Here is a 23740-nt window from a genome sequence, read left to right as displayed (position 1 = left end):
GTCATGCTGCGACGAACGCTTCGCGGAACGTGTCGATGGCCATGCGCAACGAAAGCTGCGGTTGGTCGAGATAGCTGACAAGCTTGCTGATTCCATGGTCGTTCTGTGCATGAGCGTCGATCCACTCGGGGTCGTCGATGTCGATGTTGTGCGACGCGTACGCCTGCGGGTCGACGACGCTGTGCAGCGTCTTCGCCGAGGCACCGTTGAAGCCCACCACGAGCCGCTCGCGCGAAGCGATCGTGCCGATGAAGATGGCAAGCTCGAAGTCGGCGTGCGCGACAAAGGGCGCAATCAGTTCGAGCCAGAACGCGGCAACGAGGCTGCGATAGAACGGGTCGGTGGGCAGCGGCAGCGTGAGGCCGCGCTCCAGATGCGACGATCCGCTCGTCATCACGGGCCGCAGCAGCGACCCGAGCGCAAGCATCGCACCGCGCAGTTTCACGGGATGGCCGCTTGCGAGCAGCATCTGTTCGAGCCCGGCGAGCGTCTGGTGTTCCACGAAGTCGTTGAAGGTGCCGTCGTGCGGGCTACCGGGGCCCGCGCTCGTTTCGATCGGCACGTGCGTTTCGCCCAGCGCCTGGAGCGCGCCCGCGGGTTCAGACGCGGAAAGCAGCGGCTTCATCTGCGCGGCTACACGCGACCATAGCCGCGCGAACGCGAGCGGGCTGCGCGCGAGAAACGCGAGCGGCTGATTCACTTCGAGCGCCGTGGCCGCGAGAAACGGAAAGCGCCGCGACGACACATCGTGACTCGCCATCATGTGACCCGCAATGGCGAGCCGGCTGCGCGAGCCGAGAAAGGCGAAGTGCATGGGCCGCGCGTCTTCGTAGACGATCTTCCAGCGCGGGTCTTCCGCCAGCAGCTCCATGGCCTGCGCGATCCAGTTGTCGAGCGTCTGGAGCAACTGCGGGTTATGCGCGCTCTTCACGAAGTCGCCGCGCGACGGGATCTTGCCAAAGTAGGCGATCTGCGCCTCTACGGTTTGCGTCATTGCGCACTCCCCGAATGCGAAGCTGCCGAGACGACAGCGGATGACTGCGCGCCTGCGCCGGTGTTCGCGACGCCCGGCGTAGATGTGCCCGGCGTGGACACGCCCGCTGCCGGAACCGTGGGCGCCGTCAGCGCTGTCGCAGCGCTGACATCGGCCACGGAGGAGGGCAGCCGCAGCCCGCGCAGACTTTGCTGCTGCGGTGCGTCGCCCGAACCGCTGCTGCCGCCACCGCCGCCCGTCGGCTGCGAGCTGCTGATGATGCGCATGCTCACGGCCACGGTGACGTTGCCTTGCGTCCACGACAGATCGAACGTGCCGTCCGGGCGGCGCTTGCGTTGCGCCGAGTTGATGAGCTTTTCGAGACCGTAGCGTCCCGGCTCGTTCACGAGTTGCAACGTGCGACCGTCGAACGTTGTGGCCGTGAGCGTGGCGCCCGGCGAGCCCTGCGGGTTCGGCCACACGAAGTTGGTCCATTGCGGCGGCGTGTTGCGGTAGCGCAGCTGTTGACCGTCGATGGCAATGGTGTACTCCGTCGTGCCGGTGGCCGGCTGCGGCAGGATCTGGAACACCGTCTGCGGCTCGCTCGATGCCTGGCCGCCGCCTGCCGCGCCGCCCGACAGCGGCGCTACCCAGCGGGCGAAGCCGTTCGTGAAGTCGGGCGTGAGCGCGAGGCCCATGTCGCCCCATGTGCGTGCCGTGAGCGTGTCGCCGCGGCGTACCGCGAGCGGTCCGAGCGTCGTGCCCACGAACTTCGCAATGGCACCGTCCGGCCCGAAGACCTGGGCGATTTCGCCCGCGCCGGCTTCGATCTTCGCGTCGCCCGAGAACGGATACTTGTTCGCAAGCGAGGTCTGGAACGTCTGGTACACCTGCGCGTTCCAGATCTTGTTCACTTCGACGGTGGCGGGCTGGATCACCACCGCGTAGGCCTGCATGAGCGGACGCACGAGCAGCGGACGCAGCGCCTTGCGTTGCGAATCGGTGAGGCCCGTCAGCATCTGCTCGTCCACGAGTTTGAGCGAGTCGGCGAGTTCCGAGCCGTTGCCGTCCAGCGTCTGCTGCATGAGCTGACGCGCGCCGGGCCCCGGGTCGCCCTGGTTCTTCAGCACGTTGAAGCGCGTGCGGACCTTCGAGAGCGAATCCATGTAATTGCGCAGCAGCGACGTGCCGTCGTGCGTCTGCACGATGCGCGCAAGCCCCGTGAATTCCTGCCCGATGGGCCCCATGGGCAGCTCGACCGGATTGCCGTTGATGTCGACGTTCGCGGCCGTTTGTGCAGGCGCAGGCGCACGCGAGAACAGGTTCTTGAACCAGCCAGTCACGCCGGCCTGCGCGCTCTTGAGCACCGTGTTGGCCAACGACGGGTTGTCCCACGACGTTTGCTCGTACGCGGTTTCGAGCACCTTGCGGATGGGCGAATCCTGCGGGTCGCCCAGGCGGTTCATGGCGTCCACGGCCTGGTTGAAGCTGCCGAAGCTCTGCACGGCAATGCCCTGCATGAACTTCTGCCAGTGCTGTGCGTATTCCGTCTTGTACATCTGCACGAGCGCCTTCTGGATCTGCTCGGGGCTGCCTTCGAGCGTGAGGTCGTCGGTGGCCGAGGTATTGAGCACCCAGTCCTTCGCCTGCAGTTCCTTCGTGGCCGCGTCGCGAATGGCGGGCTGCACGTACTGGAACCACGCCTCGCGCGTGAAGGTGCCCGGAATCGCGTAGCTGCCGGCCACGAGGCCGTTATTCGATTCGCCGACGATGCGTGCCACTGTCATCGGCGCAAAACGCGTGGAGGCGCGCGCCTTGATTTCCTCGTAGACGCGCTGGCGTGCCGGCATGCCGCGCACCACGCGGCGCAGGTTCTCGCGCGTCTGGTCGACGAGCGCGAGGTTCTCGTCGATCATCGGCCAGTCGTCGTCGGTGACGCGCGAGAGGTAGAACGTGATCATGCGTTCGGCGCTGCGGATCATCTCGTCGCGCGGCATGTTGCCCCGGTTCGTTTCGAGCCAGCCGCGCCAGAAGCGCGCGAGTTGATCGGTCAGGTGCGCCTGCTCGACGTGGCGCTTGTCGGAGAGCATGAGGTACGTCTTCAGCGCGTTGTAGGCGTCTTCCACGTTCGTGGGCGACGCGTCGCTATACAGGCCGCCCTGGCTGGTGGAGGCCATCGCCGCATGCGCGGAGACGGGAATCGCGCCAGATTCGGGCGCGCGCGTCATGGGCGCGAGCAGTTCGGGATGCGCGTTCACATCCTTCAGGAACGACGCGAGGTTCTGCGAAACGGGCGTGAGCAGGATCTGCTTGACGCCGTTGTAGTACTCGGCCAGCAGATGTTGCTCGAGCCGGTCGCCCTGGTACAGCCCGAGCGAAACGGAAAGCGGCTTGTCGTGGCGGAACTGCTCGAGCTGCTCGATGCGGTCTTCGAGAATGTCCATGGCCTGCAGGCGCGATTGCAGGTCGCTGCGGTTCTGCTGCAGGCGCACCACGTTATCGAGATCCGCCTGCACGTTGGCCGTGAGTTGCTGATTGCCGATGGTGGACCACGTCCAGCCGCCCAGCGCGAGCGCGAGCGCCGCGACGAAGCCGAAGAAAGTGGCGTAGCGCAGCCGCGTCTTTGCCGGGCTCGCGAACTGACGCACCGTTTGCTTGTCGGCGAAGATCACCTTGGAGAACAGGTCGCGCAGGAAGAAGCCGTATCGCGAGACGGCGCCTTGCGGCTGGGGCAAGCCTTCAGCCGAAAGCCCGAAGCGGTTCGCGATGCGTTGCGCGGCGGCGCTGTTCGTTTCGCCTTCCTGCAATGCGCTCGTGAAGTAGAAGCCGCGAAAGATGGGCTTGTACTGGAACGGGTTGTTCTCGAACAGCGTGGCGAGGAACGCGCGCAGCGCCGGCTTGATGGTGGAGAACTCGAGCGGGAAGCTCAATTGCCCCGGCGAGAGCTTGTTGCCGCGGCTGATGGAGAGCTGCGCGACGCTGATCTCTTTGAGGCCTTCATAGAGTTCTTCGAAGCGTTCGTCGAAGAGCGCGACGATGTCGCGCTTCTCGTCGGGTTCGTAGGGCAGCGTGGCGCCCCATACGCGGTCGTATTCGTTGCGGTCGCTGTGGCCGAAAAATTCGCTGAAGCCTGTGATGAGGTCGGCCTTCGTGAACATCACGTAGACCGGCGCGAACACTTCGAGCTTTTCCGTGAGTTCCTGCACGCGCTGGCGCAGGTTCTTCGCGAGATTGATCGCGAATTCGGGGCGGTTGCCCGTGAGTTCCGCGATGCTCGCTGTGACGATGATGCCGTTGATAGGCGCCTTCGGCCGGTGCCGCTTGAGCAGCGAGAGAAAGCCGAGCCATTCGCTGCGGTCTTCCTCGTGCACCGAATAGCGGCCCGCGGTGTCGAGCAGGATGCCTTCGGTCGTGAAGAACCAGTCGCAGTTGCGCGTGCCGCCAATGCCGTGCACCACGGCGTTGTTTTTATCGGCGAACGGGAATTGCAGCCCGGAGTTCAGCACCGCGCTGCTCTTGCCCGCAGCGGGGTTGCCGATCACGATGTACCAGGGCAGCTCGTAAAGCGCGGAACCGCCCGACACCTGACCGATCTTCGATGTCTTGATGGTCTTGACCGCATCGATGAGGCGCGCGCGCAGCGTGTCCAGTTCGGCCTGGCGCGCGGGCGGCGCGGCGGCGGCCGCGGCCTTGTCGGTCTCGGCCTGCTGTTCGAGCATTTCGCCCAGCTTGCGATTGGCGCGCCGCGCGCGCAGGCGCCGCACGATCCACACCACGAGCCACAAGACGATGAGCGCACCGAGCACGAGCGCCGGCCACAGCGGCGGTAGATCGAGCAGGCTCGCGCCGACGAACAGGACCGCTGCGAGCGCGATGAAGCCGACGATCGTGAGCGTGCGTTTACTGGTCAACACGGTGAGAAAGCGTTGCATGGGTGCCGTTCAGTGCTGGTGATGTACTGGTGTGGTGTGCTTTTCGAGTCGGCGGGCGCGGCGCGGATTGCCTGCGGCCGCTTCGGCGTTGCGCTCAGGCGTGCTGAAGCCTCGCGAGCGTAGCGGGTCTGGGTTGCCGGAACGTGTCTGTATTGCGGCAGCCTCCGCATGCAGCATCTGCACAGCGGTTATCGCAATTTCGTGAAGGAAAAATGACGAAGGGTTCGAAAGTCCCGTATGCGCGGGATTGAACGCCCCATTTCCCGGCGGCGGAAATTGTGAAATGCCCCATGCGCCCCCTTTCTTATGTGGTTTTTGCGCGATTTAGTGCGCGCGGCCCAATACGAACCCGGGCTTGTGATATTCGACGTGCCCCAGATCCATCAATTTCCAGCGGCCGCCCCATGTGAGACCGACCTGTTCGGCGGTCTGTCCGTACAACTCGTAGCCTCGCATGGCCCATGGATCTTTTTCTGAAATGACCAGCTTGCCGTCGCGCAAAAAGGCATTGTCCGCGGCCAGTCCATATTGGTGATAGCTCTGATACGCCGCGGCATTGGTCACGTTTCCCCCCATCTGCGCGAGCCGGTTTTGCCGTTCCGGGCTGCGATAGCCTTCCAGCAAGGCCATTTGATAACCGTATTGCTCACGCATGATCTTGTACACGAGCAATAAGCGCGTTCTGAAATCCGCGTCCAGCAGGTTCCAGTCGCGGCTCGCGTCCTGCAGCGCGGGCCGCACCTGCTCGACTTCCTGCGTGGCGAAGACCTCCGGCGGAAGCGGCGGCGGGGGCACGAGCTGCTCGCCATTCAGCAGGGCAGCGATTTTTTCGTCGGGCACCCGAACATTGTCGTCATATTGAAATAACTGACGACGCCGCAGTGCAATTGCAATCAGCGGCGGCGTGGCAAGAATACCTGTGGCAGTAAAAATCAGCAAGCGCCGGCGTATCAGCAAATTTTGCACGTCGACTAAAGTGCTTTGAGAAATTTTTGCCGATTTATGTAATTGCTCGCGAGTGCGCATTGCGTGTGCCGATGCGCGGCGCATAACGCGTCCATGTATCTGGAAGGCGGCGCCCAGAATAGACGCGCGCACAGCGGGCAAAAGCAGCATTGCCGCGGCCAGCACGACGACAAGGAAATAGAAAGTAAGGACCGCAGCAATCAAGGTGCACCCCGCAATTTGCCGGCAATTGTATTTTGTAATGCGAGACTTTAGAATCAGCCTGCTCGCCAGGTTCGGACATTATTATCGCGGCGAATTAAACAAGGATTCAATGAGACAGCGAATGAGTGCGCCGGACAGCCCGAATTCCAGAACGCCGCCTAGCCTGCTTTCCGATACGGCTCGCGGAAGCGAAGCCAACGGTTCGCGCATCCTCGCGAACCTGGAAGGCCGAGTCGTGCCGCCTGCCGAGAAGAAGCCGCCGCGCAGCAAGAAGCCGCTCGTGGTGGGCGCGTTGTTTGTCGTGGCGCTGGCCGCGGTGGGGGCCTGGCAGTTGCAGGGGCGTTACCCGTCGCATCCGGCCGGCGCGGCGCAGAGCGATGCAACGGTGAGCGCAGCGGCGACTACGCCGGCACAGGCCAGCGGTGCGAGCGCGGCTCAAACCACTGCAGCCAATGCTGCTTCCGCATCCGCGCCCCAGGCCGCGACCATCGTGGCCGACGACTCTGCGAGTGCATCGCAGGGCGCAGCGTCGGCGGCGAACATGGCATCGGCATCGGGCGCCGTCGACGACAATCGCCTGTCTCGCGCGCTGGCCAACGGCGCAGAGGACACAGGCGCACCGGCATCGGCTGCCACGCTTGCCGCCGCGCCGGCGAAGAGCGCGAAGTCGGCCGACACCGCTGCTTCGAGCAGCAAGCGACATGAGACGGTCGCGTCGCGCAACAAGCATGAGGCCGCAAGCGCCAGCCGTCATGCAACGAAACCGGTAGCTGTAGCGCAGACGCAGAAGTCCCACGACACGAAGACCGGCAAGGCGCACGACGACTCGGACGCCGACCTGCTGGCTGCGCTTGTCGCGCGCACTAAGCCGTCCACCGAGGCTGAGAAAGAAGCGCCTGCGAAGCCGGCGCAGTCGAAGAAGGCTTCAGCAAAGCAGGCCGCTGCAAAGGAAACCTCGAAGGAAGCGCCGACAAAAGTGGCCGCATCCACGAACGCGGGCGATGCGCGTCTCGCGGATCGCGTGAAGGAGTGCGGGCAGAAAGGGTTCTTCGAAGACCAGCTGTGTCGCTGGCGCGTATGTGACGGGCATTGGGGTAAAGATCCGGCTTGCCCGACTGCGGCGACCACACGGCAGCCGTGAACGGTGATGCCGCACGCTGAACCTCGTCGCGAGCGGGTTCAGCGCGCGGGGGGCCCTTAGTCGAGAGTGGGCGGGGCGCCACGATAAGCAGCTGTTTCGCTCGGCTCGCCGGCTTCGGTCTTCTACTCAGTTCTACTCAGGTCAGCGACTTGCCGCGTGGCACGTTTTCCGTCGCGTTCCCATACAGATCGCCCGCCTTTCCGTTGACGATCTGCTGCGCCATCTCCTTCAGATCGACGCTGTCGTTGCGCGCGAGCAGCACATAAGCGAGCTTGTTCGCGCGCCACGTCACGGTCTTCATTTCGCCCACCTGCTGCATGCGAAGCGGCGCATCGCCGTGCGTGTCCTCGATCACGCAGAGCGCGACCGGGTCGCCGCGCTCGGGCAGGTACACCATCTGGATCAGCGGACGGTTGTGGTAGTAGAGCACCTGCACGCGCTTGAACTTGAGGCCCGCTTCGCGCAGGTCGGGCACGCGAATCGGCATGCCCTGGCGCTGGCTCAGGTCCGTGAGGATCTGCTCGGTGGCGGCGTGATCTTCCTTGAGGGCCGCTACCGTTTCGCGACCGTAGAGCACCTGGTAGTCGGCCACGCTGCGCACCCACGGATCGACGCTCGCGGGCAACGCATTGCCGCCCGCGAAATACGCGGTCAACACGCCCGAGCAGATCGCGCCTGCCACGAAGGCCGCGGCGAGCCACGGCGCCTGCGTGCGGCGAGCCGGCCGGGCCGGCCGCTGCTGCGGCGTGCTGACGCTCACGAGTTCTTCGATGCGCCGCGTGAGACTTTGCGGCACCGGCGGCAAATGCTGACGCTCGTAGGCCGCGCGATACGGCAGGCACGACGCGCGCAACGCCGCGACGCGCGCCGACAGATCGGGCGAATGCGCGACGGCGGCTTCCACCTCGGCGCGCTGCTCGGGCGGCAGTTCGCCGTCCACGTACAACATCAGCAACGTATCGTCGACGTTGGTCATAGTGCTTCCCCCTTGCGGGCGGAGGCTGGCGCCTGTACCCCGAATTGTTGTCCGACCGTCAGCCGGGCGCGCGAGAGCCGGCTCATGATGGTGCCGATCGGCACGTCCAGTACCTCGGCGGCCTCGCGATAGCTGAGCCCTTCGATGGCCACGAGCACCATGACCACACGCTGCGCGTCCGGCAGCGATTCCACCGCGCGAATGACCTGGCGGTGCATGAGATCGACTTCCGGGTTGTGCCCCGAGGGGTCGGCGAACGACTCGATCTCGTCGTCCTGCCAGTCCATGCTGCCCCGGCTGCGAATCGAGCGCGAGCGCAATTCGTTGAGCCACGTCGAATGAACGATCGAAAACAGCCAGCTGAGTGCCGACGTGCCGGGCTGAAGCTGATTTCTCCGTTCGAGGGCGCGAACGCAGGCGCGCTGCACGAGGTCTTCGGCATCGTGCTGGTTCTGCGTGAGGCGCAGCGCAAACCGCCACAGCCGCGGAAGCAGCGTGGGCAGCACGGCTGGCAGGTCGTCGTCGTTCATCAATCGCTCCGGTATCGGTCGCGCGCGTACCGGAATAACAGACAGGACGAGGAATTATTCCACGCGTGCCGCGAAATTTTCGGCACGGACTTCGTGAGGCTCGTGAGGCGAAGGGCCCGACGGCGAGCGGAGAAATGAAGGGCAGATGTAAGGACGATTCAGGCGCGCGGGCACAACCGCGCGCTGCCGCGCCGAGCGCCGATAACCGCTCAGCGCGTACCTGTGCGCATTTCGCGATACTCGCGGCGCACGATGTCCATCAACTCCGCCACGGATGTGCTCGCGCTGTCGCGTTCGTAAGTCACTCGCCCGCGCTGCATGAGCATGATGCGATCGGCGATGTCGAGCGTCTGCGCGTAGTTGTGCATGATCATCGCGATCGAAAGGTTGCCCTTTTTCTTGAGCCGCATGATGAGGTCGATGATGAGTCCCGCCTCGCGGGCGCCCATGGCGGCGAGCGGTTCGTCGAGCAGCAGGATGCGTGCGTTCGAATTGACCGCGCGCGCCACGGCAATGGCCTGGCGCTGGCCACCCGAAAGCTGCTCCACAGGCAGGTCCACCGAAGGCACGTGTACGCCGATATCTTCCAGGCACTCGGCCGCGCGCAGGCGCATGGCGCGGTTATTGAGCAGACGCAGCGGGCCGCGATGCACGATCTCGCGGTTCAGGAACATGTTGTGATAGATGCTCAGCGAGTTCGCAAGCGCGAGATCCTGGTAGACGCATTCAATGCCGAGCGCGCGCGCGTGGTCCACGGAGCGCAGCTCCGTTTGCTCGCCGTGCACGAAGAGCTTGCCGCTCGTCTGCGGATGAAAGCCCGTGAGGATCTTCATGAGCGTGGACTTGCCCGCGCCGTTGTCGCCGAGAATGCCGAGAATCTCGCCCTGGCCGAGCCGGATGTTCACGCCGTCCAGCGCCGTAACGGCGCCGAAGCGCTTCACGATGTTTTCGCCGCGCAGCGCGTCCACCGTTGCCGCTGCTGTAACCGGCGTTGCAGTCGTGTCCGTCATTACAGCTCCCCTTTGCGCGCAAGCCGCATGACGTGGATGTTGATGATCATCGCGGCCAGAATGGCGGCGCCCAGAATCATGTTGAACGTGAACGCGTTGATGCCGATGAGCGTGAAGCCGTCGTTGAGAATGCCGAGCACGGCCGCGCCGATGAAGCCGCCGATGATCGTGCCCGAACCGCCCGCGAGCGGCGTGCCGCCGATCACCGCGGCCGCTACGGCAAGGAACATGATCTGGTTGCCGCCGGCCTGCGGGTCGATGGAACTGATGCGAAAGCCTTCCAGAATGCCCGTCAAGCCCGCGAGCAGCGCCGCGATGACGAAGTTGCCGAGCTTGAGCCGACGGATCTGGATGCCGGCCTCGCTCGCGCCCAGCGGATTGGCGCCCGCCGCAATGGTGTGCAGACCCCACCGCGTGTAGCGCAGCGTGACGTGCATCACGAGCACGATCGCGACGGCCCAGATGATCTCGCTGTAGCCCCACGCACCCATGAACGAAGCGAAGGCTTCGCCCTCGGGCGGTGTCACGGGCGTGCCGCGCGAAATGGTCAGCGTGAAGCCGTTGACGAAGAAGAGCGTGCCGAGCGTGGTGACGAAAGACGGAATGCGCAGATACACCGTCATGGCGCCGTTCACGAAGCCGACGCCCGCGGCCGCGAGCACGCCGGCGAGCGCCGCGGCCCACGCGGGCGCCCCGGCCTCGCTCGCGAAATGCATGACGAACGGCGCAAACGCGAACACCATGCCGGCGGAGAGATCGATCTCGCCGCCGATCATCAGCATGATTTCACCGCACGCGATGATGGCGGCGGGCGCGATGAACTGCGAGAGGTTCTGCAGGCTTGCACCTGTCAGAAGAAAGTCGCGGTTCATGAATTCGAAGTAGGCGCTGAGAATCAGCGCCACCACGAAGATGCGTGTTTCGCTCGAACGTGCAATCGCGCCCAGCCGCCGTTGCGGACGGGCACTGCTGGTGTGTCTATCGGCCACGGAAGACATTACGACTTGATCCCGCCGCTGCGCGGCACGATTTGCGCCTTCGTGCTCTTGCCTTCATAGCGCGTCGACGTATTGAGATAAGGCTCCACCGTGCCCTTCGTCACGAACTTGAGACCGGTATTGATGTTGGCCGGGCCCACCAGTCCACCGGACGCGAGGAACACGAACGCCTCCAGAACAGTATAGAAACCCTGCACGTAAGGTTGCTGGTCGATCGTGAAGTCGAGCACGCCTTCATGAATCAACTGCACGGTGCGCGGCAGCAGATCGAAGCCGCCGCCATGAACACCCTTCGACTGAAGATTCGATTCCTTCATGACTTCGGCCACGCCCTGCGTGCTGCCCGCGTCGACGGCGAACATGCCTTTCAGGTTCTGGTGGCCCAGGTAGAACGACTTGATCTTCGAGAGTTCTTCGTTGACGGTCGCGCCCGTGGCGATGGTTTGCGCGTCGATGTTCTTGCCCGACTTCTTGATGGCGGCCATCGCGCCGTCGAGGCGCGGCTGGATATTGAGCTGCCCGGGGGTGGCGATGAAGAGCGCGACGAGCCCGCTGTCGATCAGGCTCACGATGCGCTCGCCCATCTGATACCCGGACAGATACAGATCCTGCCCGATGTACGCAAGACGCGGATTCGTCGTGCCCGAAGGGGCGTCGGCGTTGTACGCGAACACCGGGATGCCGGCGTCGAGTGCGTTCTGAATCGGTTTGTCGAAGGCTTTCGGGTCGACGATGGGCACTGCGATCGCATCGGCTTTCGCTGCCACGGCCGCGTTAAGCGCATTCACCATTTCGCTGACGTCGGCATTCGCGGACCCGGTCCATTGATAGTCCATGCCGAACATCGCCGTCGCGTCCTGAATGCCGTATTGCGTCGGCACGAAGAAAGGATTCGTCGTGACGTGATTGACGAATACGATTTTCCACCGCTTATGTCCCGGAAAGGGCGCGGCTTCCGCCGCCTGTGCCGGCGATATTGCGCCGCCAAGCAATGCCATTGCCGTGGCGAGTCCTGTTCCGAGTGCGGCTCCCTGCAATAGTCCGCGCCGGGAGTCGTTCACCTGATCCGCGTCGTCGCGCTTTTGCGCCATGATGGTCTCCTGTTTCCGTCGTGTTGAGTTTCGTGTCATCAACGGCGGCGCAGGCTCGAACGGAGCCGGCACCGGGCATCACAACTTCCTGCGGCGGCCGCCTGGTGTGTCGTTCACGCGTGGGTGGCAAGGCGGGCTGCGGCGTGGAAAAAATGCTATATCAGGCGGTTTTGTCTAATAATCGCGGTATACCCTTAACTAGTCGGACTATTTTTACGCCATTTTTTATATAGTGGGCTTTGCGTATTTCGTTTCCATGCAATGGTAATACTATAGGTCTTTTTCTAAATATTGGGAAAATGCAGGAACAAGTCGATTTTCATGTATGCCATTTTAATGGGGCTTTCGAAATGAAATAAACGGTCTGGAATAGGCGACACATCACTTCCGGATCGGTATTCGCGTTTGCGCAGCGCTGGTAAAGAGGAAGGGCCGGTGCCGCGCTATCGGCATAGCGCGGCACCGGCCCTTCCTGTGAAACGTACGTGCGTCGTTACTTCATATACGGCGCAATCAGCGAGAGGTCTGCGGCACCCAGGCGATCGCTTGCCGTTTGCATCTGGTGCCAGTACGGGTAGAGCAGCGGCGGCTGGCTGACCTTGTCGAGCCGCTCGCGTTCTTCCGCGCTGAGCTTGAGGTTTGCCGCGCCCAGGTTGTCGCGCAATTGCGCTTCATTGCGTCCACCGATGATGACCGACGCCACCGCAGGGCGACCCAGCAACCACGCCAATGCAACCTGCGCCGCCGAAACGCCGCGTGCGCCGGCAATGTCGACGAGCACGTCGACGATGGACCACAGCCGTTCCTGATCGCGGATGGGCGGCTCCTTCCAGCCCGCCAGCTGACGCGTGCCTTCGGGCGTCACGTCGCGACGATGCTTGCCCGACAGCAGTCCGCCCGCGAGCGGGCTCCACACCAGAATGCCGAGCCCCTGGTCGAGCGAGATGGGCACGAGTTCGTATTCGGCTTCGCGCGCTTCGAGCGTGTAGTGAATTTGCTGGCTCACGAAGGCCGGCAGGCGGTCGCGCGCGCTCACGCCGAGCGCTTTCATCAGATGCCAGCCGGAGTAGTTCGAGCAACCCACGTAGCGCACCTTGCCCTGGCGAACGAGCAGATCCAGCGCTTCAAGCGTTTCTTCGAGCGGCGTGACGCCGTCCCATTCGTGCACCTGGTACAGGTCGATGACGTCGGTCTTCAGGCGCCGCAGGCTTGCCTCGCAGGCCTCGATCAGATGATGGCGCGAGAGGCCGCGATCGTTGGGGCCATCGCCCATCGGAAAGCGCGCTTTGGTCGCGATGAGCACGCCGCTCTTGCGTTTGCCGCCCAGCGCTTCGCCCACGATTTCTTCGGAGGCGCCGTTCGAGTACACGTCTGCCGTATCGATCAGGTTCACGCCTGCGTCGAGACACATATCGATCTGGCGGCGCGCTTCGTCGAGGCCCACTGTGCCGACGTTCGCGAATTTGCCCTTGCCGCCCATCGTCATCGTGCCGAGTGTGAGACTCGATACCTTGAGGCCGGAGCGGCCCAACTGGCGATATTCCATGATGAAACTTTCTCCGCTTGAGGGTTACCGTGATTGCGGCCGGAATGCAGCCGATTACGCAAGGAATTCCATGACGATATAGAACATCGACCTATCGTTCCAATGGAAAAATGTGCTTAAATTAAGCGCCATTTACGATTAATTCCGCATTCATTTCGCTTTCACTTCGCGAGGCGCAGCGTGGACCTGAAGCAGCTGGAGCACTTCGTTGCCGTGGCCGAGGAGCGGCATTTCACGCGCGCGTCCCAACGGGTGAACGTGGTGCAGTCCGGCCTTTCAGCTTCCATTCGTGCGCTGGAAGAAGACCTGGGTGGTCCGCTCTTCGTGCGCAGCACGCGCCGTGTTGCACTCACGGCTGCGGGCGAAGTCCTGCTCGAAGAAGCACGTCGCGTGCTCGCGGCCGCACGCGAGGCGCGCAATGCAGTCACGCAGGTGCATGGGCTCGCGCGTGGGCGGCTCAGCATCGGCGCCATTCATGGTCTTGCCCCTTTCATCGATTTGCCCGCATCGCTGGGCCGTTTTCGCGCGGCCTTCAGCGGCATCGACATCGAGCTGACGCTCGACGGCTCCCGCACATTGATCGACGACGTTCGCGAGGGCCGCATGGACATCGCGTTCACGCAACCCGCCCTGCCGATTCCCGACGATCTCGGTCAGCGCATGTTCGCGTGCGAGGGCATGGTCGTGGTGTGCGCGGCGCGCCATCGCCTCGCCGGTGCGCATGGAATGCGTTTGTCCGATCTGGCCGGAGAGACCTTCGCAGACCTGCGTCCCGAATGGAGCATGCGCCGGCTCGTGGACCGCACCTTCGCGGCCGCAGGAATGCATCGGCACATCGGTTTCGAGGTCAACGACATTCCCATGCTGCTGGATCTCGCGGCCGAGGGGCTCGCTATTGCGATGGCGCCCGAGTCCGTTGCCGCGGCGCGAATGCGCGAGACGCGTGGCGCGCCCATTGCCACGGCAACGCTCAACGAAGCCGACGAGCCGTGCTGGGAGCTTGCGGCCGTGTTCAAGGGCAAAGCGGGCGAACCGGCCACGCCTGTGGCGCGCGCTTTTCTCGACATGCTCGGGTTGCCCGAGGTGCCTGCTTAATCGCACTGATCGCGCGGCTCGCACGGTTCCCATTACGCGCAGCGTTTTTCGCTCACGCATTTCGCCGGATTGGCCGCGGCATCTCCGGCCGTACCTCCGTCGATACCCGATCCACACCACACGTAGCCGCTCGTGCATGTGCCGCTCACACGCGTGCGCGCCACGCATCGAATCCGTAGCCGGCGAGCTTCGCCGCAATCTTCCGCGCACGGATTACACGTCGCGCTTCCCTCAGCCGTGGTCCACGTATTCCCCATTGCAGCGGTTTTTTTTCCATGAAACACTGCGCCTCATCTGCTGTACCGGACGATGTTCCGGTATATCGGATAGCGTGACGGCCGACCTTCACCGCGTCGCCGAACGCCTCGTGTGCCTCATGCCGCGGCCTGCTTGTGCCGGTTTTTTTGCACGCATGGGATTCGTTACTCCGTACAGGATCGAAAAATGAAACACGTCAGAGTGAGCGCGAAGTTCGCCGGTTTGTTCGTCGTTGCGGGTCTGCTCGCGCTGGCAGGCTGCACGAAGGTGGCCGGTCCGGGCGAAGGCGCGGCCGCGGCGGGCGGCTCGGCATTGCAGGGCGTCTTGCAGCGCGGCACGCTGCGCGTGGGCGATTGCCTCACGTTCGCGCCGTTCGGCTTCTACAACAAGGACGGACAGCCCGACGGCTACGACGTCGACCTCGCTAAGGAACTGGCGAAGGAAATGGGCGTGAAGCTCGAGATCGTGAACACGACGAGCGCGAACCGCATTCCGAATCTACAGACCGACAAGGTCGACGTGGTCTTCTGCAATTTCACGCGCAACCTGGAGCGCGCGAAGGAGATCGCGTTCACCACCCCCTACGTGGTGGCAAGCGAAGCATTGCTCGTGAAGAAGAGCAGCGGCATCAAGTCGGTGAAGGACATGTCGGGCCGAACGATCGCCACTGTGAAGGGTTCGACGAACGGCGACGAAGTGCGCGCGCTCAACATCCCCGTCAAGATCCAGGAGTACGACAGCTCGCAGGCGGCCATTCTCGCCGTGAAGCAGGGCCAGGCCGATGCGATGATCGAAGACAACAACTTCCTCGCGTATCAGGCGAAGCTCGACCCGGACCTCGCAGTCACCGACGAAGCTCTCGTGCCGCTCGAATACAACGCGTTCGGTGTGAAGGCGGGCGACCAGCAGTGGCTCAACTACCTGAACCTGTTCCTCTTCAACATCAATGCGTCGAAGCTCAATGCGCAGTTGTACAAGAAGTGGTTCGGCGTCGATCCGCGCTATCCGCTCAATCCGCAGTTCTGAGCATTCAGTGCGGCGCGCGCAGAGGGAGGCGAGATGAGTTACCAATGGCTGACGCTATGGGGCTACGTGCCCGAGTTCGTGCGGGCCGCATGGCTCACGCTGCAGGTGACGCTGCTCGCCTTCTGTCTTGCTTTGGCGTTGGGCCTCGTCACTGCGCTGGCGGCCGGTGCGCGTGCACGCGTGCTGCGTTTTGCCGCGAGTGCCTATATCGAGGCGATCCGCAATACGCCGGTGTTGTTGCAGATCTTCATCGTGTTCTTCGGCCTGCCGTCGCTCGGCGTGAATCTCGATGCCTATACGGCGGGCGTGATCGCGCTGGGCGTGAACGTCGGTGCCTATATGGCCGAGGTATTTCGCGCCGGCATTCAGTCCGTGCCGCGCGGGCAGATCGAGGCCGCCGGCATTCTCGGGCTCGCGCGCACGCAGATTTTCGTGGAAGTCGTGCTGCCTCAAGCGGCGCGCGCCGTGTATCCCGCTATCGTCAACAACCTGATCCAGCTCTTGCTGGGCACGTCGTTGCTCTCGGCCATCGCATTGCCCGAACTCACGGGCACGGCAACCGTCATCAACTCGCGCACGCTGCTTTACATCCAGACGTTTTCGGTAACGCTGGTGGCGTATCTCGTGCTCAGCAACGCGCTTTCGTGGATTGCGGAGCGCATCGGCGCCCATCTGTTCCATCCGCCGCTCGTGGCTCCCCGTCGCGCGCGCCGCGTGCTGCCGCTGCTGCGCGAGTCGAACCGCACCCGAGCGGGCTAAACGGAGACACGACATGTCAGCCGATCTGTTGACGTCCAGCCTTTCGATCCTGCTGCAAGGCCTCTTCATGACGCTCGCGCTTTCGGCCGCATCCATTGCGGGCGGAACGGCGATCGGGCTCGTCGCGGCCGTGTTGCGCGCGTTCGGCCCGTGGGGCACCGCGCGCGTCGCGAAGCTTTACGTCGAACTCTTTCGCGGCACGCCGATACTCATCACGCTCATGTTCATCTACTTCGGCGTGTCGTACTTCGGCTATGCCATCGACGTATTCGCAGCCGGCGTGGTGGGCCTGAGCATCTATCAGGGAGCCTACATTGCCGAGGTGTTTCGCTCGGGCATCGAAGCCGTGCCGCGAAGTCAGTGGGAGGTCTCGCAGATTCTCGGACTCACGAAGACGCAGGCGTTCTTCTCCGTGGTGCTGCCACAGACAGGCAAGATCGTGCTGCCGCCGCTCGTGGGCCAATATCTTTCGCTCATCAAGGACACGTCGATCGTCAGCATGATCGGCATGTCGGAACTCATGCACGGTGGGCAGGCCATCGTGGATCGCATCGGCCAGCCCGTGCAGATCTATGGCCTTGTCGCCGTGCTCTATTTCGTTGTCTGCTTCCCGCTCTCGCAGTGGGTGCGTCGCCACGATCGAAGGAGGCTGCCGTCATGACCACCGCGACTGCATCGAAACCTGTCATCAATCTCACGGGCGTCAGCAAGTCGTTCGGCGCGACGCAGGTGCTCAAGGACGTGAATCTCGACGTGCGGCCCGGCGAGGTGCTCGTGCTCATCGGCGCGTCGGGTTCGGGCAAGAGCACGGTGTTGCGCATCATGAGCGGCCTCGAAACCGCGGATGCCGGCGAAGTCTGGGTCAATGAAGTGCCGCTGCACGACGCGCGCCGCGCGAAGGAAATTCGCGGGCACGTGGGCATGGTGTTTCAGCAGTTCAACCTGTTTCCGCACAAGACGGCGCTCGGCAACGTGACGCTCGCGCTCATCAAGGCGCGCGGCATGAATCGCGAAGAGGCGAACCGGCGCGGCATGGAAGCGCTGGACCGCGTGGGCCTCGCGGACCGCGCGGGACACTATCCGAGCCAGCTTTCGGGCGGGCAGCAGCAACGCGTGGCGATTGCGCGCGCGCTCGCGGTGGAGCCCGGCATCATGTTCTTCGACGAAGCCACCTCTGCGCTGGACCCGGAACTGGTGGGCGAAGTGACCGACGTCATGCGCGGCCTCGCGCGCGACGGCATGACGATGGTCGTGGTCACCCACGAAATGGGCTTTGCGCGCAAGACCGCGGACCGCGTGGTGTTCATGGACAAGGGGGTGATCGCGGAGCAGGGCGCACCCGAGCAGATTTTCGTGAACCCGCAGAACGAACGTACGCGGCAGTTTCTGCACCGCGTGCTGGACCACTGAAACGGCGCGCCGCCCATGCGCGTGCCGGGCGCTGCGGGCAGGCGCCTCGACAACATCGAATCGATACACGACACACATGGCCGAGAAAGACGAAGGAATTTCCACGCCCGCGACGTCGCGGGCAAGAGGCGTGGAACGCATCATCGACATCTTCAGGCAACTGCACGCTGCCCGGCGACCGATGACCATGCGCGAGCTGATCGTGGCAACCGGTGCGCCGCGTTCGAGCATCTACGAACTTGTGGCCATTTTTTCCGAGGCCGGCTGGCTCGAAACGAGCGGCGATGGCAGCGTGTTCTTCGGCCGCGAGATGCATTATTTCGGGGCCGACTACGCCGCGCACAACGACCTGATCAGCCGCGCGCATCAGTCCATTTTGTCGCTGGTGCGCAAGCACGATGAAACGGCGCAGCTCTGCACGCTGGAAGGCAACAAGTACACGGTGATGCTTTCCGAGAGCAGTTCGCGGCCGTTCAACATCAGCTCCGACATCGGCGTGAAGGTGCCCATTCCGTGGACCGCGACGGGCCGTCTGCTGCTTGGTCACCTGAACGTGAACGAGATTCGCGCGCTGATTCCAGACGAAGACTTCGTGCTGGAAAACGGCACACGTATCGCGTTCGACGACTTCCTGCGCGACGTACAGTACGCCGACGCGCAGGGATATTGCTGCACGGAAGGCCTCTCGCATACGTTCCGGCTCTGCATGGCCGCGCCGATTCGCGACCGCTCGGGCGTCGCCGTTGCAGCGCTTTGCTTCATGACGAGCCGCGACACCGACCCGAAGAAGCGCGAACTGATGCTCGACGATCTGATCAAATCGGCAAAAGCGCTATCGGAGCCTTACTCACGGCTGTAGCATGCATCCACATCGAGCAATGGAGCGCAGCGACATGACAGATACGACGCGGTTCTGGATGGTGAAGGGCGCCCCGACGCCCGTTGGCCCTTTCTCTCATGCGACGGAAAGCGACGGCTGGATATTCGTCACGGGCCAGATGCCCACTTCGCCCGACGACGACAACGCGCCGTTGCCCGACGGCGTCGTGGCGCAGACGCGGCGTGTCATGGACAATCTCGTCATCGTGCTCGAAGGGCTGGGGCTCGGCCTCGAACACGTGGTGTCGGCCCGCATCTTCCTGACCGAGTTCAAGCGCGACTACGCCACCATGAACGCGACTTACGCCAGCTATTTTCCGAAAGGGCGATTGCCGGCGCGGACGTGCATCGGCGTGACGGGTCTCGCGCGCGATGCGCTGGTCGAGATCGACTTCATCGCACGCCGGCCGGGGTGACGGCGCGTCCGGCAGAGGCGCTTCACGCGTAGGCCGCCATTGCGGTATCGCTTGCGCCCATTCCGCTTTCCACCTGAAGTCCATTGAAGAGAGGCGAACATGGATGACGCCTGGCAGTTCCAGCTCAGACTCACGGTTTCCGAGGCGCTGGCGCCCGAGCTGCGCGGCGATCCGTCCGCGCGTGCCTATGCGCCGTTGCACGACGTGCTGCAACGGCATGGCGCGTCGTTGGTGTGCCAGTACGATGCCTTTGCGGGCTACGTCAGCGAGGCCGAAGAGCAGGGCGTCGAACACTATCCGCTTTATCAGTGGACGAAAGACACCATCGAAAACCCGGAGAAGCAGGCGAAATACCTGAAGTCGTTCACGGTGTATGTGAACGGCGACGAGGTGTACGGCAAGGACGTGGCGGACGCGCTGGAGCGCGAGCTACAGGCACTCGCGAGCGGGAATGGCGGGATCGAGCGCGTGGCGAAGTTCGATACGAATCCGGCCAACAATCCGCAGCCGCCTCAACGCTGACTGCGGATTGCACAAGTGCGGCACGGCAAGCGTGCTACGAGCGGCGAGTCGAGCTCTTGCGCACGGTGGCATCGAACAGGGCCTGCGCCGCGGCTAGCTCTTCCAGCGCCTGTTCGAGTTCCAGCACGGCGCGCGAGTGGTCGCGCTGCGCGCCGTCCGTCGCGGACGACTCTGCACGCGTAGCGCGAAATGCCATATCGACCTTGCGGGTTGCCCAAACGAATCGCTCTGCCGCGCTTGCTTCGCGCGAATGCGAACTCATTGCCATAGCACTCTCCATTGTTCATCGTCGTCGCGGTGTATGGACCGCGAGTCAACGTAGAGAGATAGCTTGCCAGGAAGCGCGCACAAACACCAGGACAATGTTGTGAGCAGCACACGCAAAACGTGCGTCGTGTACACACCGTGCACGTACCGCTGTTAACTTTGCGCGAGCGGTGTTAACCTTGCCGTTTTTTTCGCGCTCGACGGCGGCGCTCACACCGCTTTGCCGCGTCACCGCGCTGTTTGTTCGCGCCTCGTTCAAGCCGGTTTTCGCGCGATAATAGTGGGGAACATCCGCGCATCGTCGTCGATGAATTCGACGTTCGTAAAGCCCGCTTCTTCGAGTTGCTGCGCCGTTTGCGTATGCGTGCGATACGCGCTCCACTTCGCATCGATCATCCGCACGAACAACAGGTATTGCAGCTGAAGCAGGGCGGGCTGCGTCTTCGTCATGTCCCAGGGCGAGTCGGGGGACATCGTGGGTGCGGGCGTGAGAAAGCTCGTAACGAGCGTGCCGCCAGGCTTCAGCGCCTGGAAGAACGAGCGGTACAGCGCGACGACGCGCGCGTCGTCCGGCTCGTAGATGTTCAGGCCGTTGCTGGTCAGCACGTCCACGGCGTTTTCGAGCGACAGCGCCCAGGCGTCTTCGCGGCGCAGCGTTACGCGCTCGCCCAGCCCGCGCGTTTCAGCGAGTTGCCGCGCGGCATCGAGCGCCTGCTGATCCAGATCGATGCCCGTCAACGTGACGTCTTCGAGCCCCGTGTAATCGAGCAGCAACAGTTCGCCCATCAACCCGCACGGCACCGATGCCAGGGCCATGCCGGGTGCAAGCCGCTTTTGCAACTGCGCGCGGAAGATGCCGAAGCGCTGGCGCGTGGCGAGCGTGGCCGGCAATGCCTCGAACACGCGGCGCTCCAGGTCGGTGAGAGAGTCCGCGCGTGCCGCAGACGGATCGTAGGTGACGAGCTGATGCGTCCACCACGCATTGAGCCCGCGATTCACCAGCAGAAAGCGGCCCAGTTCGAAGCCGGCGAGTTCGTCGAGCAACGCGAGTTGCTGGTCGAGCGTGACGCCCGGGAGGGCAGGCGCTGCGCGCAAACGCGACCTTGCCGATTCCAGCACCGCCTCGAAGCTCGCTTCTTCGCCGGGCCCGTGAGAGATCAGCCGGTCTTGCCCGGCGCCTGAAAGCGGGGTGGTTTTTTCCATGACTTTTGCTCTTGCCTTGCGTTGACCGATGGGGCCGATGGGTTTCAGCGGGACATGGCGAGCACAGATGGCGGTGCCTTGCCTTCGCGATGCGCGATGGCGCCTGGTGCTAACCCGAGGAGCGTTCGACTATTGCACGCACGCGTGCGATCATCGCACGTCGACATTTCCTGGCCGATTGCTCTTGCGCCATCCCCGCCACTATCCTGCAAGCCACGGACAATATCACCGTGGCGCGCACCATGGCGGCGAGCCGCGCAGCACTCGCCGCCGCGCCGAAAGAGACATACCTAGATAGAGAGTTCAGGAGACACATCATGCATTCAGCTGTCGATTCATCGCGCCTCGCCTACGGGGACACCACGCGCAGCGAAGCCCGGCGTGCGGCGCTCGGCAGCTTTGTCGGCGCGGTGGTGGACTGGTACGACTTCCTGCTGTACGGCATCGTCGCGGCGCTCGTGTTCAACAGCGCCTTCTTTCCGAACGTGAGCCCCACGATGGGCACGCTCGCGGCCTTCGCGACGTTCGGCGTCGGCTTCCTGTTCCGGCCGCTCGGCGGCATCGTATTCGGCCACTTCGGCGACCGCCTCGGCCGCAAACGCATGCTCGTGCTCACGGTCATGATGATGGGCCTCTCCACCATGTTGATCGGCTTCTTGCCTACCTTCGCGAGCATCGGCTGGTGGGCGCCCGTGCTGCTCGTCACGCTGCGCGCCATTCAGGGCTTCGCGGTGGGCGGCGAGTGGGGCGGGGCGGCGCTGATGGCCGTGGAATCCGCGCCCGCGAAGAAGAAGGCGTTCTACAGCAGCGGCGTGCAGGTGGGCTACGGCGTCGGGCTCGTTCTGGCTACCGGCTTCGTTTCGCTGCTCAGCCATTTGCTCGACAATGCGGCGTTCAAGTCGTGGGGCTGGCGCCTGCCGTTCGTGTTCAGCGTGGTGCTCGTGCTGGTGGGCTTGTGGGTGCGCTCCAGCATGGCGGAGTCGCGGGAGTTCGTGGAGAAGGTCGAGAAGGGCCACCGCCAGTTGCGCATGCCCGTGATGGAGGCGTTGACCCGGCATCCGAAGGCGTTTCTGCTGATCGTTGCGCTGCGTCTTGCCGAGCTCTTCTCGATGTACATCGTGACGGCGTTCGCGCTCAGCTACTCCACGACGAACCTCGGTATGCCGCGCGAGTTCTTTCTCAACGTGAGCCTGCTCGTGGGCGCCGTGAGCTGCGTGACGATTCCGTGCTTCGCGTGGCTCGCGGACCGCTTCGGCCTGCGCCGCATCTACATGATCGGTGCGCTGATCGGCCTGGCGTGTGCGGTGCCGTTCTTTCTGGCCATGGAGGCGCGCTCCGTGGTCTGGATCACCGTCTTCGCCGTGCTGCTCGCCAACATGGCACACGACATGGTGGTGAGCGTGCAACAGCCGCTCTTTACCGAGCTGTTCGGCGCCGAGTACCGCTACAGCGGCGCGGGCGTGGGCTACCAGTTCGCGAGCGTGGTGGGCGGCGGCTTCACGCCGTTCATCGCGGTCGCGCTGGTGAGCTTTGCCGGCGGTTCGTGGCATCTCGTGGCCGCCTATCTCTGTGCCGGCTGTGCGATCTCGCTGATCGTCGCCGCTTTCATGAAAAAGGCGTGATTCGCAGCATGTCGCGTCGCGGCACCCCAGCCGCGCGCGCAACGATCGACCGGCCTCGGCCTCCACACGCATGAGCAAGACACCGCTGGCAAGGCGCGACTGGATCGCGGGTCTCGAAAAGGGCCTCGCGATCCTGGAAGCCTTCGACGACGCCCATCCCCGCATGACCCCCACGCAGGCCGCCGAGCGTACGGGCCTGACCCGCACCGCCGCGCGCCGCTATCTGCTCACGCTCGAGCATCTCGGGTATCTCTATACCGACGGCAAGCTCTTCGGACTCACGCCGCGCGTGCTGCGCGTCGGCTGGTCGTATTTCGATTCGGCGCGCCTGCCGCGCATGGTGCAACCGTATCTGCAGCAGTTGAGCGCGGCGATTGGCGAAGGCGTGTACGTGAGCGTGCTGGACGAATGGGAGCTCGTGTTCATCGCGCGCAACAGCCCCTCGCGTGTGATGACCACGGGCTTCGTGCTGGGCGCGCGCGTGCCGGCACCGCTCACGTCGCCGGGCGTCGTGCTGCTCGCATTCGAGCCGGACGAGCACGCCGTGGTGGACTGGCTCAACTCGACGCCGCTGCGCCCCTTCACGCCGCACACCATCACCGACCCGGCGAAACTGCTGACCAGCATTCGCCGCGCCCGCGCGAAGGGCTACGCGATCATCGAGCAGCAGTTGCAGGTGGGGGTGAGAGGCATCGCCATTCCGCTGAAAAACCGGCACGGCCAGGTGGTGGCGGCACTGAGCACCAACATGCCGATAGGCGACGAGACGGCCGACGCGTCGCTCAAGCGCGTGCTGCCGCACATGCAGGAAACGGCGCTGGCGATGCTCAACGTGCTTTGAATCGCTAAAGGGGGCGGGCCGTGCGGTCGACCGCGTTGGTCTCCCGCGCCCTACGCCGGCCATTCAGCCCACCAT

At 63.9% G+C, this 23740-nt stretch carries 22 protein-coding genes; 11 read left to right on the top strand and 11 right to left on the bottom strand.

The annotated features are described in order from the left end of the window. Position 1: 1 nt before the first annotated feature. The 3 genes from tagF to U0042_RS29635 form a co-directional block, all read right to left on the bottom strand. Complete coding sequence (gene tagF / locus U0042_RS29645; RefSeq protein WP_114811234.1) at positions 2 to 994, bottom strand: type VI secretion system-associated protein TagF; 993 nt, start codon at positions 992 to 994, stop codon at positions 2 to 4. Further along, positions 991 to 4905: a type VI secretion system membrane subunit TssM gene (gene tssM / locus U0042_RS29640; RefSeq protein ID WP_114811235.1), complete on the bottom strand. Its 3915-nt coding sequence runs from the start codon at positions 4903 to 4905 to the stop codon at positions 991 to 993. Before tssM ends, tagF begins: the two co-directional genes overlap by 4 nt. A 324-nt stretch (positions 4906 to 5229) precedes the next feature. Then, on the bottom strand, positions 5230 to 6075 hold the full coding sequence (locus U0042_RS29635; RefSeq protein WP_114811236.1) for a M15 family metallopeptidase: 846 nt from the start codon (positions 6073 to 6075) through the stop codon (positions 5230 to 5232). 121 nt (positions 6076 to 6196) lie between these two features. Between U0042_RS29635 and U0042_RS29630 the strand changes: the two genes are divergently transcribed. Next, positions 6197 to 7216: a hypothetical protein gene (locus tag U0042_RS29630; RefSeq protein ID WP_114811237.1), complete on the top strand. Its 1020-nt coding sequence runs from the start codon at positions 6197 to 6199 to the stop codon at positions 7214 to 7216. Between the two features lie 136 nt (positions 7217 to 7352). On the opposite strand, the gene U0042_RS29625 is transcribed toward U0042_RS29630, so the two are convergent. The 6 genes from U0042_RS29625 to U0042_RS29600 all read right to left on the bottom strand — a co-directional run bounded on the left by U0042_RS29625 (position 7353) and on the right by U0042_RS29600 (position 13367). Beyond that, positions 7353 to 8192, bottom strand: coding sequence for an anti-sigma factor family protein (locus tag U0042_RS29625; RefSeq protein WP_114811238.1), 840 nt, complete (start codon positions 8190 to 8192; stop codon positions 7353 to 7355). Beyond that, the gene (locus U0042_RS29620) at positions 8189 to 8722 is read right to left on the bottom strand and encodes an RNA polymerase sigma factor (RefSeq protein WP_114811239.1); all 534 of its coding nucleotides are present in this window, start codon (positions 8720 to 8722) and stop codon (positions 8189 to 8191) included. Before U0042_RS29620 ends, U0042_RS29625 begins: the two co-directional genes overlap by 4 nt. Positions 8723 to 8931: 209 nt before the next feature. After that, complete coding sequence (locus U0042_RS29615; protein ID WP_114811240.1) at positions 8932 to 9732, bottom strand: ATP-binding cassette domain-containing protein; 801 nt, start codon at positions 9730 to 9732, stop codon at positions 8932 to 8934. Then, positions 9732 to 10730 (bottom strand): ABC transporter permease, encoded by a 999-nt coding sequence (locus U0042_RS29610; RefSeq protein ID WP_114811241.1) that lies wholly within the window; start codon positions 10728 to 10730, stop codon positions 9732 to 9734. Before U0042_RS29610 ends, U0042_RS29615 begins: the two co-directional genes overlap by 1 nt. Then, positions 10730 to 11821: a sugar ABC transporter substrate-binding protein gene (locus tag U0042_RS29605; RefSeq protein ID WP_114811242.1), complete on the bottom strand. Its 1092-nt coding sequence runs from the start codon at positions 11819 to 11821 to the stop codon at positions 10730 to 10732. The genes U0042_RS29610 and U0042_RS29605 overlap by 1 nt, the downstream gene beginning before the upstream one ends. 493 nt (positions 11822 to 12314) lie before the next feature. Then, on the bottom strand, positions 12315 to 13367 hold the full coding sequence (locus tag U0042_RS29600) for an aldo/keto reductase (protein ID WP_114811243.1): 1053 nt from the start codon (positions 13365 to 13367) through the stop codon (positions 12315 to 12317). 180 nt (positions 13368 to 13547) lie between these two features. Here U0042_RS29600 and U0042_RS29595 point away from each other — a divergent pair, with 180 nt between their 5' ends. From U0042_RS29595 to U0042_RS29560, 8 genes are all read left to right on the top strand, one after another. Beyond that, the gene (locus U0042_RS29595; RefSeq protein ID WP_114811244.1) at positions 13548 to 14462 is read left to right on the top strand and encodes a LysR family transcriptional regulator; all 915 of its coding nucleotides are present in this window, start codon (positions 13548 to 13550) and stop codon (positions 14460 to 14462) included. A gap of 444 nt (positions 14463 to 14906) precedes the next feature. Beyond that, positions 14907 to 15746: a transporter substrate-binding domain-containing protein gene (locus U0042_RS29590; RefSeq protein WP_114811245.1), complete on the top strand. Its 840-nt coding sequence runs from the start codon at positions 14907 to 14909 to the stop codon at positions 15744 to 15746. 33 nt (positions 15747 to 15779) lie between these two features. Continuing rightward, entirely contained in the window at positions 15780 to 16505 is a 726-nt protein-coding gene (locus U0042_RS29585) for an amino acid ABC transporter permease (protein ID WP_114811246.1), read from the top strand. A gap of 13 nt (positions 16506 to 16518) precedes the next feature. After that, positions 16519 to 17166 (top strand): amino acid ABC transporter permease, encoded by a 648-nt coding sequence (locus tag U0042_RS29580; protein ID WP_114811247.1) that lies wholly within the window; start codon positions 16519 to 16521, stop codon positions 17164 to 17166. After that, positions 17163 to 17915 carry an amino acid ABC transporter ATP-binding protein gene (locus U0042_RS29575; RefSeq protein ID WP_114811248.1) on the top strand — a complete coding sequence of 251 codons (753 nt, stop codon included), beginning with the start codon at positions 17163 to 17165 and terminating at the stop codon, positions 17913 to 17915. Before U0042_RS29580 ends, U0042_RS29575 begins: the two co-directional genes overlap by 4 nt. Positions 17916 to 17991: 76 nt before the next feature. After that, complete coding sequence (locus tag U0042_RS29570; protein ID WP_419150482.1) at positions 17992 to 18774, top strand: IclR family transcriptional regulator; 783 nt, start codon at positions 17992 to 17994, stop codon at positions 18772 to 18774. 34 nt (positions 18775 to 18808) lie between these two features. Further along, positions 18809 to 19210 carry a RidA family protein gene (locus tag U0042_RS29565; protein ID WP_114811406.1) on the top strand — a complete coding sequence of 134 codons (402 nt, stop codon included), beginning with the start codon at positions 18809 to 18811 and terminating at the stop codon, positions 19208 to 19210. 99 nt (positions 19211 to 19309) lie between these two features. Next, the gene (locus tag U0042_RS29560) at positions 19310 to 19732 is read left to right on the top strand and encodes a hypothetical protein (RefSeq protein ID WP_114811249.1); all 423 of its coding nucleotides are present in this window, start codon (positions 19310 to 19312) and stop codon (positions 19730 to 19732) included. 34 nt (positions 19733 to 19766) lie between these two features. Here U0042_RS29560 and U0042_RS29555 read toward each other — a convergent pair whose 3' ends face one another. Then, positions 19767 to 19928, bottom strand: a complete 162-nt coding sequence (locus U0042_RS29555) for a hypothetical protein (protein WP_232833392.1) — start codon at positions 19926 to 19928, stop codon at positions 19767 to 19769. Positions 19929 to 20254: 326 nt separating this feature from the next. Further along, positions 20255 to 21202, bottom strand: coding sequence for an SAM-dependent methyltransferase (locus U0042_RS29550; RefSeq protein ID WP_114811251.1), 948 nt, complete (start codon positions 21200 to 21202; stop codon positions 20255 to 20257). Between the two features lie 317 nt (positions 21203 to 21519). Between U0042_RS29550 and shiA the strand changes: the two genes are divergently transcribed. Together shiA and U0042_RS29540 are read left to right on the top strand one after the other, a co-directional pair. After that, on the top strand, positions 21520 to 22824 hold the full coding sequence (gene shiA, locus U0042_RS29545) for a shikimate transporter (protein ID WP_114811252.1): 1305 nt from the start codon (positions 21520 to 21522) through the stop codon (positions 22822 to 22824). Between the two features lie 70 nt (positions 22825 to 22894). Beyond that, positions 22895 to 23665 carry an IclR family transcriptional regulator domain-containing protein gene (locus U0042_RS29540; protein ID WP_114811253.1) on the top strand — a complete coding sequence of 257 codons (771 nt, stop codon included), beginning with the start codon at positions 22895 to 22897 and terminating at the stop codon, positions 23663 to 23665. Positions 23666 to 23740 lie beyond the last annotated feature (75 nt).

Source organism: Paraburkholderia kururiensis (assembly GCF_034424375.1).
Taxonomy (GTDB): Bacteria; Pseudomonadota; Gammaproteobacteria; order Burkholderiales; family Burkholderiaceae; genus Paraburkholderia; species Paraburkholderia kururiensis_A.
Note: the sequence above shows the minus strand (reverse complement) of the source record. Positions and strands in the feature narration are given on the sequence as shown.

Excerpts from the sequence above, each read along its gene's own strand:
- tagF (WP_114811234.1), bottom strand. The coding sequence starts at position 994 with ATGACGCAAACCGTAGAGGCGCAGATCGCCTACTTTGGCAAGATCCCG.
- tssM (WP_114811235.1), bottom strand. The coding sequence starts at position 4,905 with ATGCAACGCTTTCTCACCGTGTTGACCAGTAAACGCACGCTCACGATC.
- U0042_RS29630 (WP_114811237.1), top strand. The coding sequence starts at position 6,197 with ATGAGTGCGCCGGACAGCCCGAATTCCAGAACGCCGCCTAGCCTGCTT.
- U0042_RS29625 (WP_114811238.1), bottom strand. The coding sequence starts at position 8,192 with ATGACCAACGTCGACGATACGTTGCTGATGTTGTACGTGGACGGCGAA.
- U0042_RS29620 (WP_114811239.1), bottom strand. The coding sequence starts at position 8,722 with ATGAACGACGACGACCTGCCAGCCGTGCTGCCCACGCTGCTTCCGCGG.
- U0042_RS29615 (WP_114811240.1), bottom strand. The coding sequence starts at position 9,732 with ATGACGGACACGACTGCAACGCCGGTTACAGCAGCGGCAACGGTGGAC.
- U0042_RS29610 (WP_114811241.1), bottom strand. The coding sequence starts at position 10,730 with ATGTCTTCCGTGGCCGATAGACACACCAGCAGTGCCCGTCCGCAACGG.
- U0042_RS29605 (WP_114811242.1), bottom strand. The coding sequence starts at position 11,821 with ATGGCGCAAAAGCGCGACGACGCGGATCAGGTGAACGACTCCCGGCGC.
- U0042_RS29600 (WP_114811243.1), bottom strand. The coding sequence starts at position 13,367 with ATGGAATATCGCCAGTTGGGCCGCTCCGGCCTCAAGGTATCGAGTCTC.
- U0042_RS29590 (WP_114811245.1), top strand. The coding sequence starts at position 14,907 with ATGAAACACGTCAGAGTGAGCGCGAAGTTCGCCGGTTTGTTCGTCGTT.
- U0042_RS29585 (WP_114811246.1), top strand. The coding sequence starts at position 15,780 with ATGAGTTACCAATGGCTGACGCTATGGGGCTACGTGCCCGAGTTCGTG.
- U0042_RS29580 (WP_114811247.1), top strand. The coding sequence starts at position 16,519 with ATGTCAGCCGATCTGTTGACGTCCAGCCTTTCGATCCTGCTGCAAGGC.
- U0042_RS29575 (WP_114811248.1), top strand. The coding sequence starts at position 17,163 with ATGACCACCGCGACTGCATCGAAACCTGTCATCAATCTCACGGGCGTC.
- U0042_RS29570 (WP_419150482.1), top strand. The coding sequence starts at position 17,992 with ATGGCCGAGAAAGACGAAGGAATTTCCACGCCCGCGACGTCGCGGGCA.
- U0042_RS29565 (WP_114811406.1), top strand. The coding sequence starts at position 18,809 with ATGACAGATACGACGCGGTTCTGGATGGTGAAGGGCGCCCCGACGCCC.
- U0042_RS29560 (WP_114811249.1), top strand. The coding sequence starts at position 19,310 with ATGGATGACGCCTGGCAGTTCCAGCTCAGACTCACGGTTTCCGAGGCG.
- U0042_RS29555 (WP_232833392.1), bottom strand. The coding sequence starts at position 19,928 with ATGGCATTTCGCGCTACGCGTGCAGAGTCGTCCGCGACGGACGGCGCG.
- U0042_RS29550 (WP_114811251.1), bottom strand. The coding sequence starts at position 21,202 with ATGGAAAAAACCACCCCGCTTTCAGGCGCCGGGCAAGACCGGCTGATC.
- shiA (WP_114811252.1), top strand. The coding sequence starts at position 21,520 with ATGCATTCAGCTGTCGATTCATCGCGCCTCGCCTACGGGGACACCACG.
- U0042_RS29540 (WP_114811253.1), top strand. The coding sequence starts at position 22,895 with ATGAGCAAGACACCGCTGGCAAGGCGCGACTGGATCGCGGGTCTCGAA.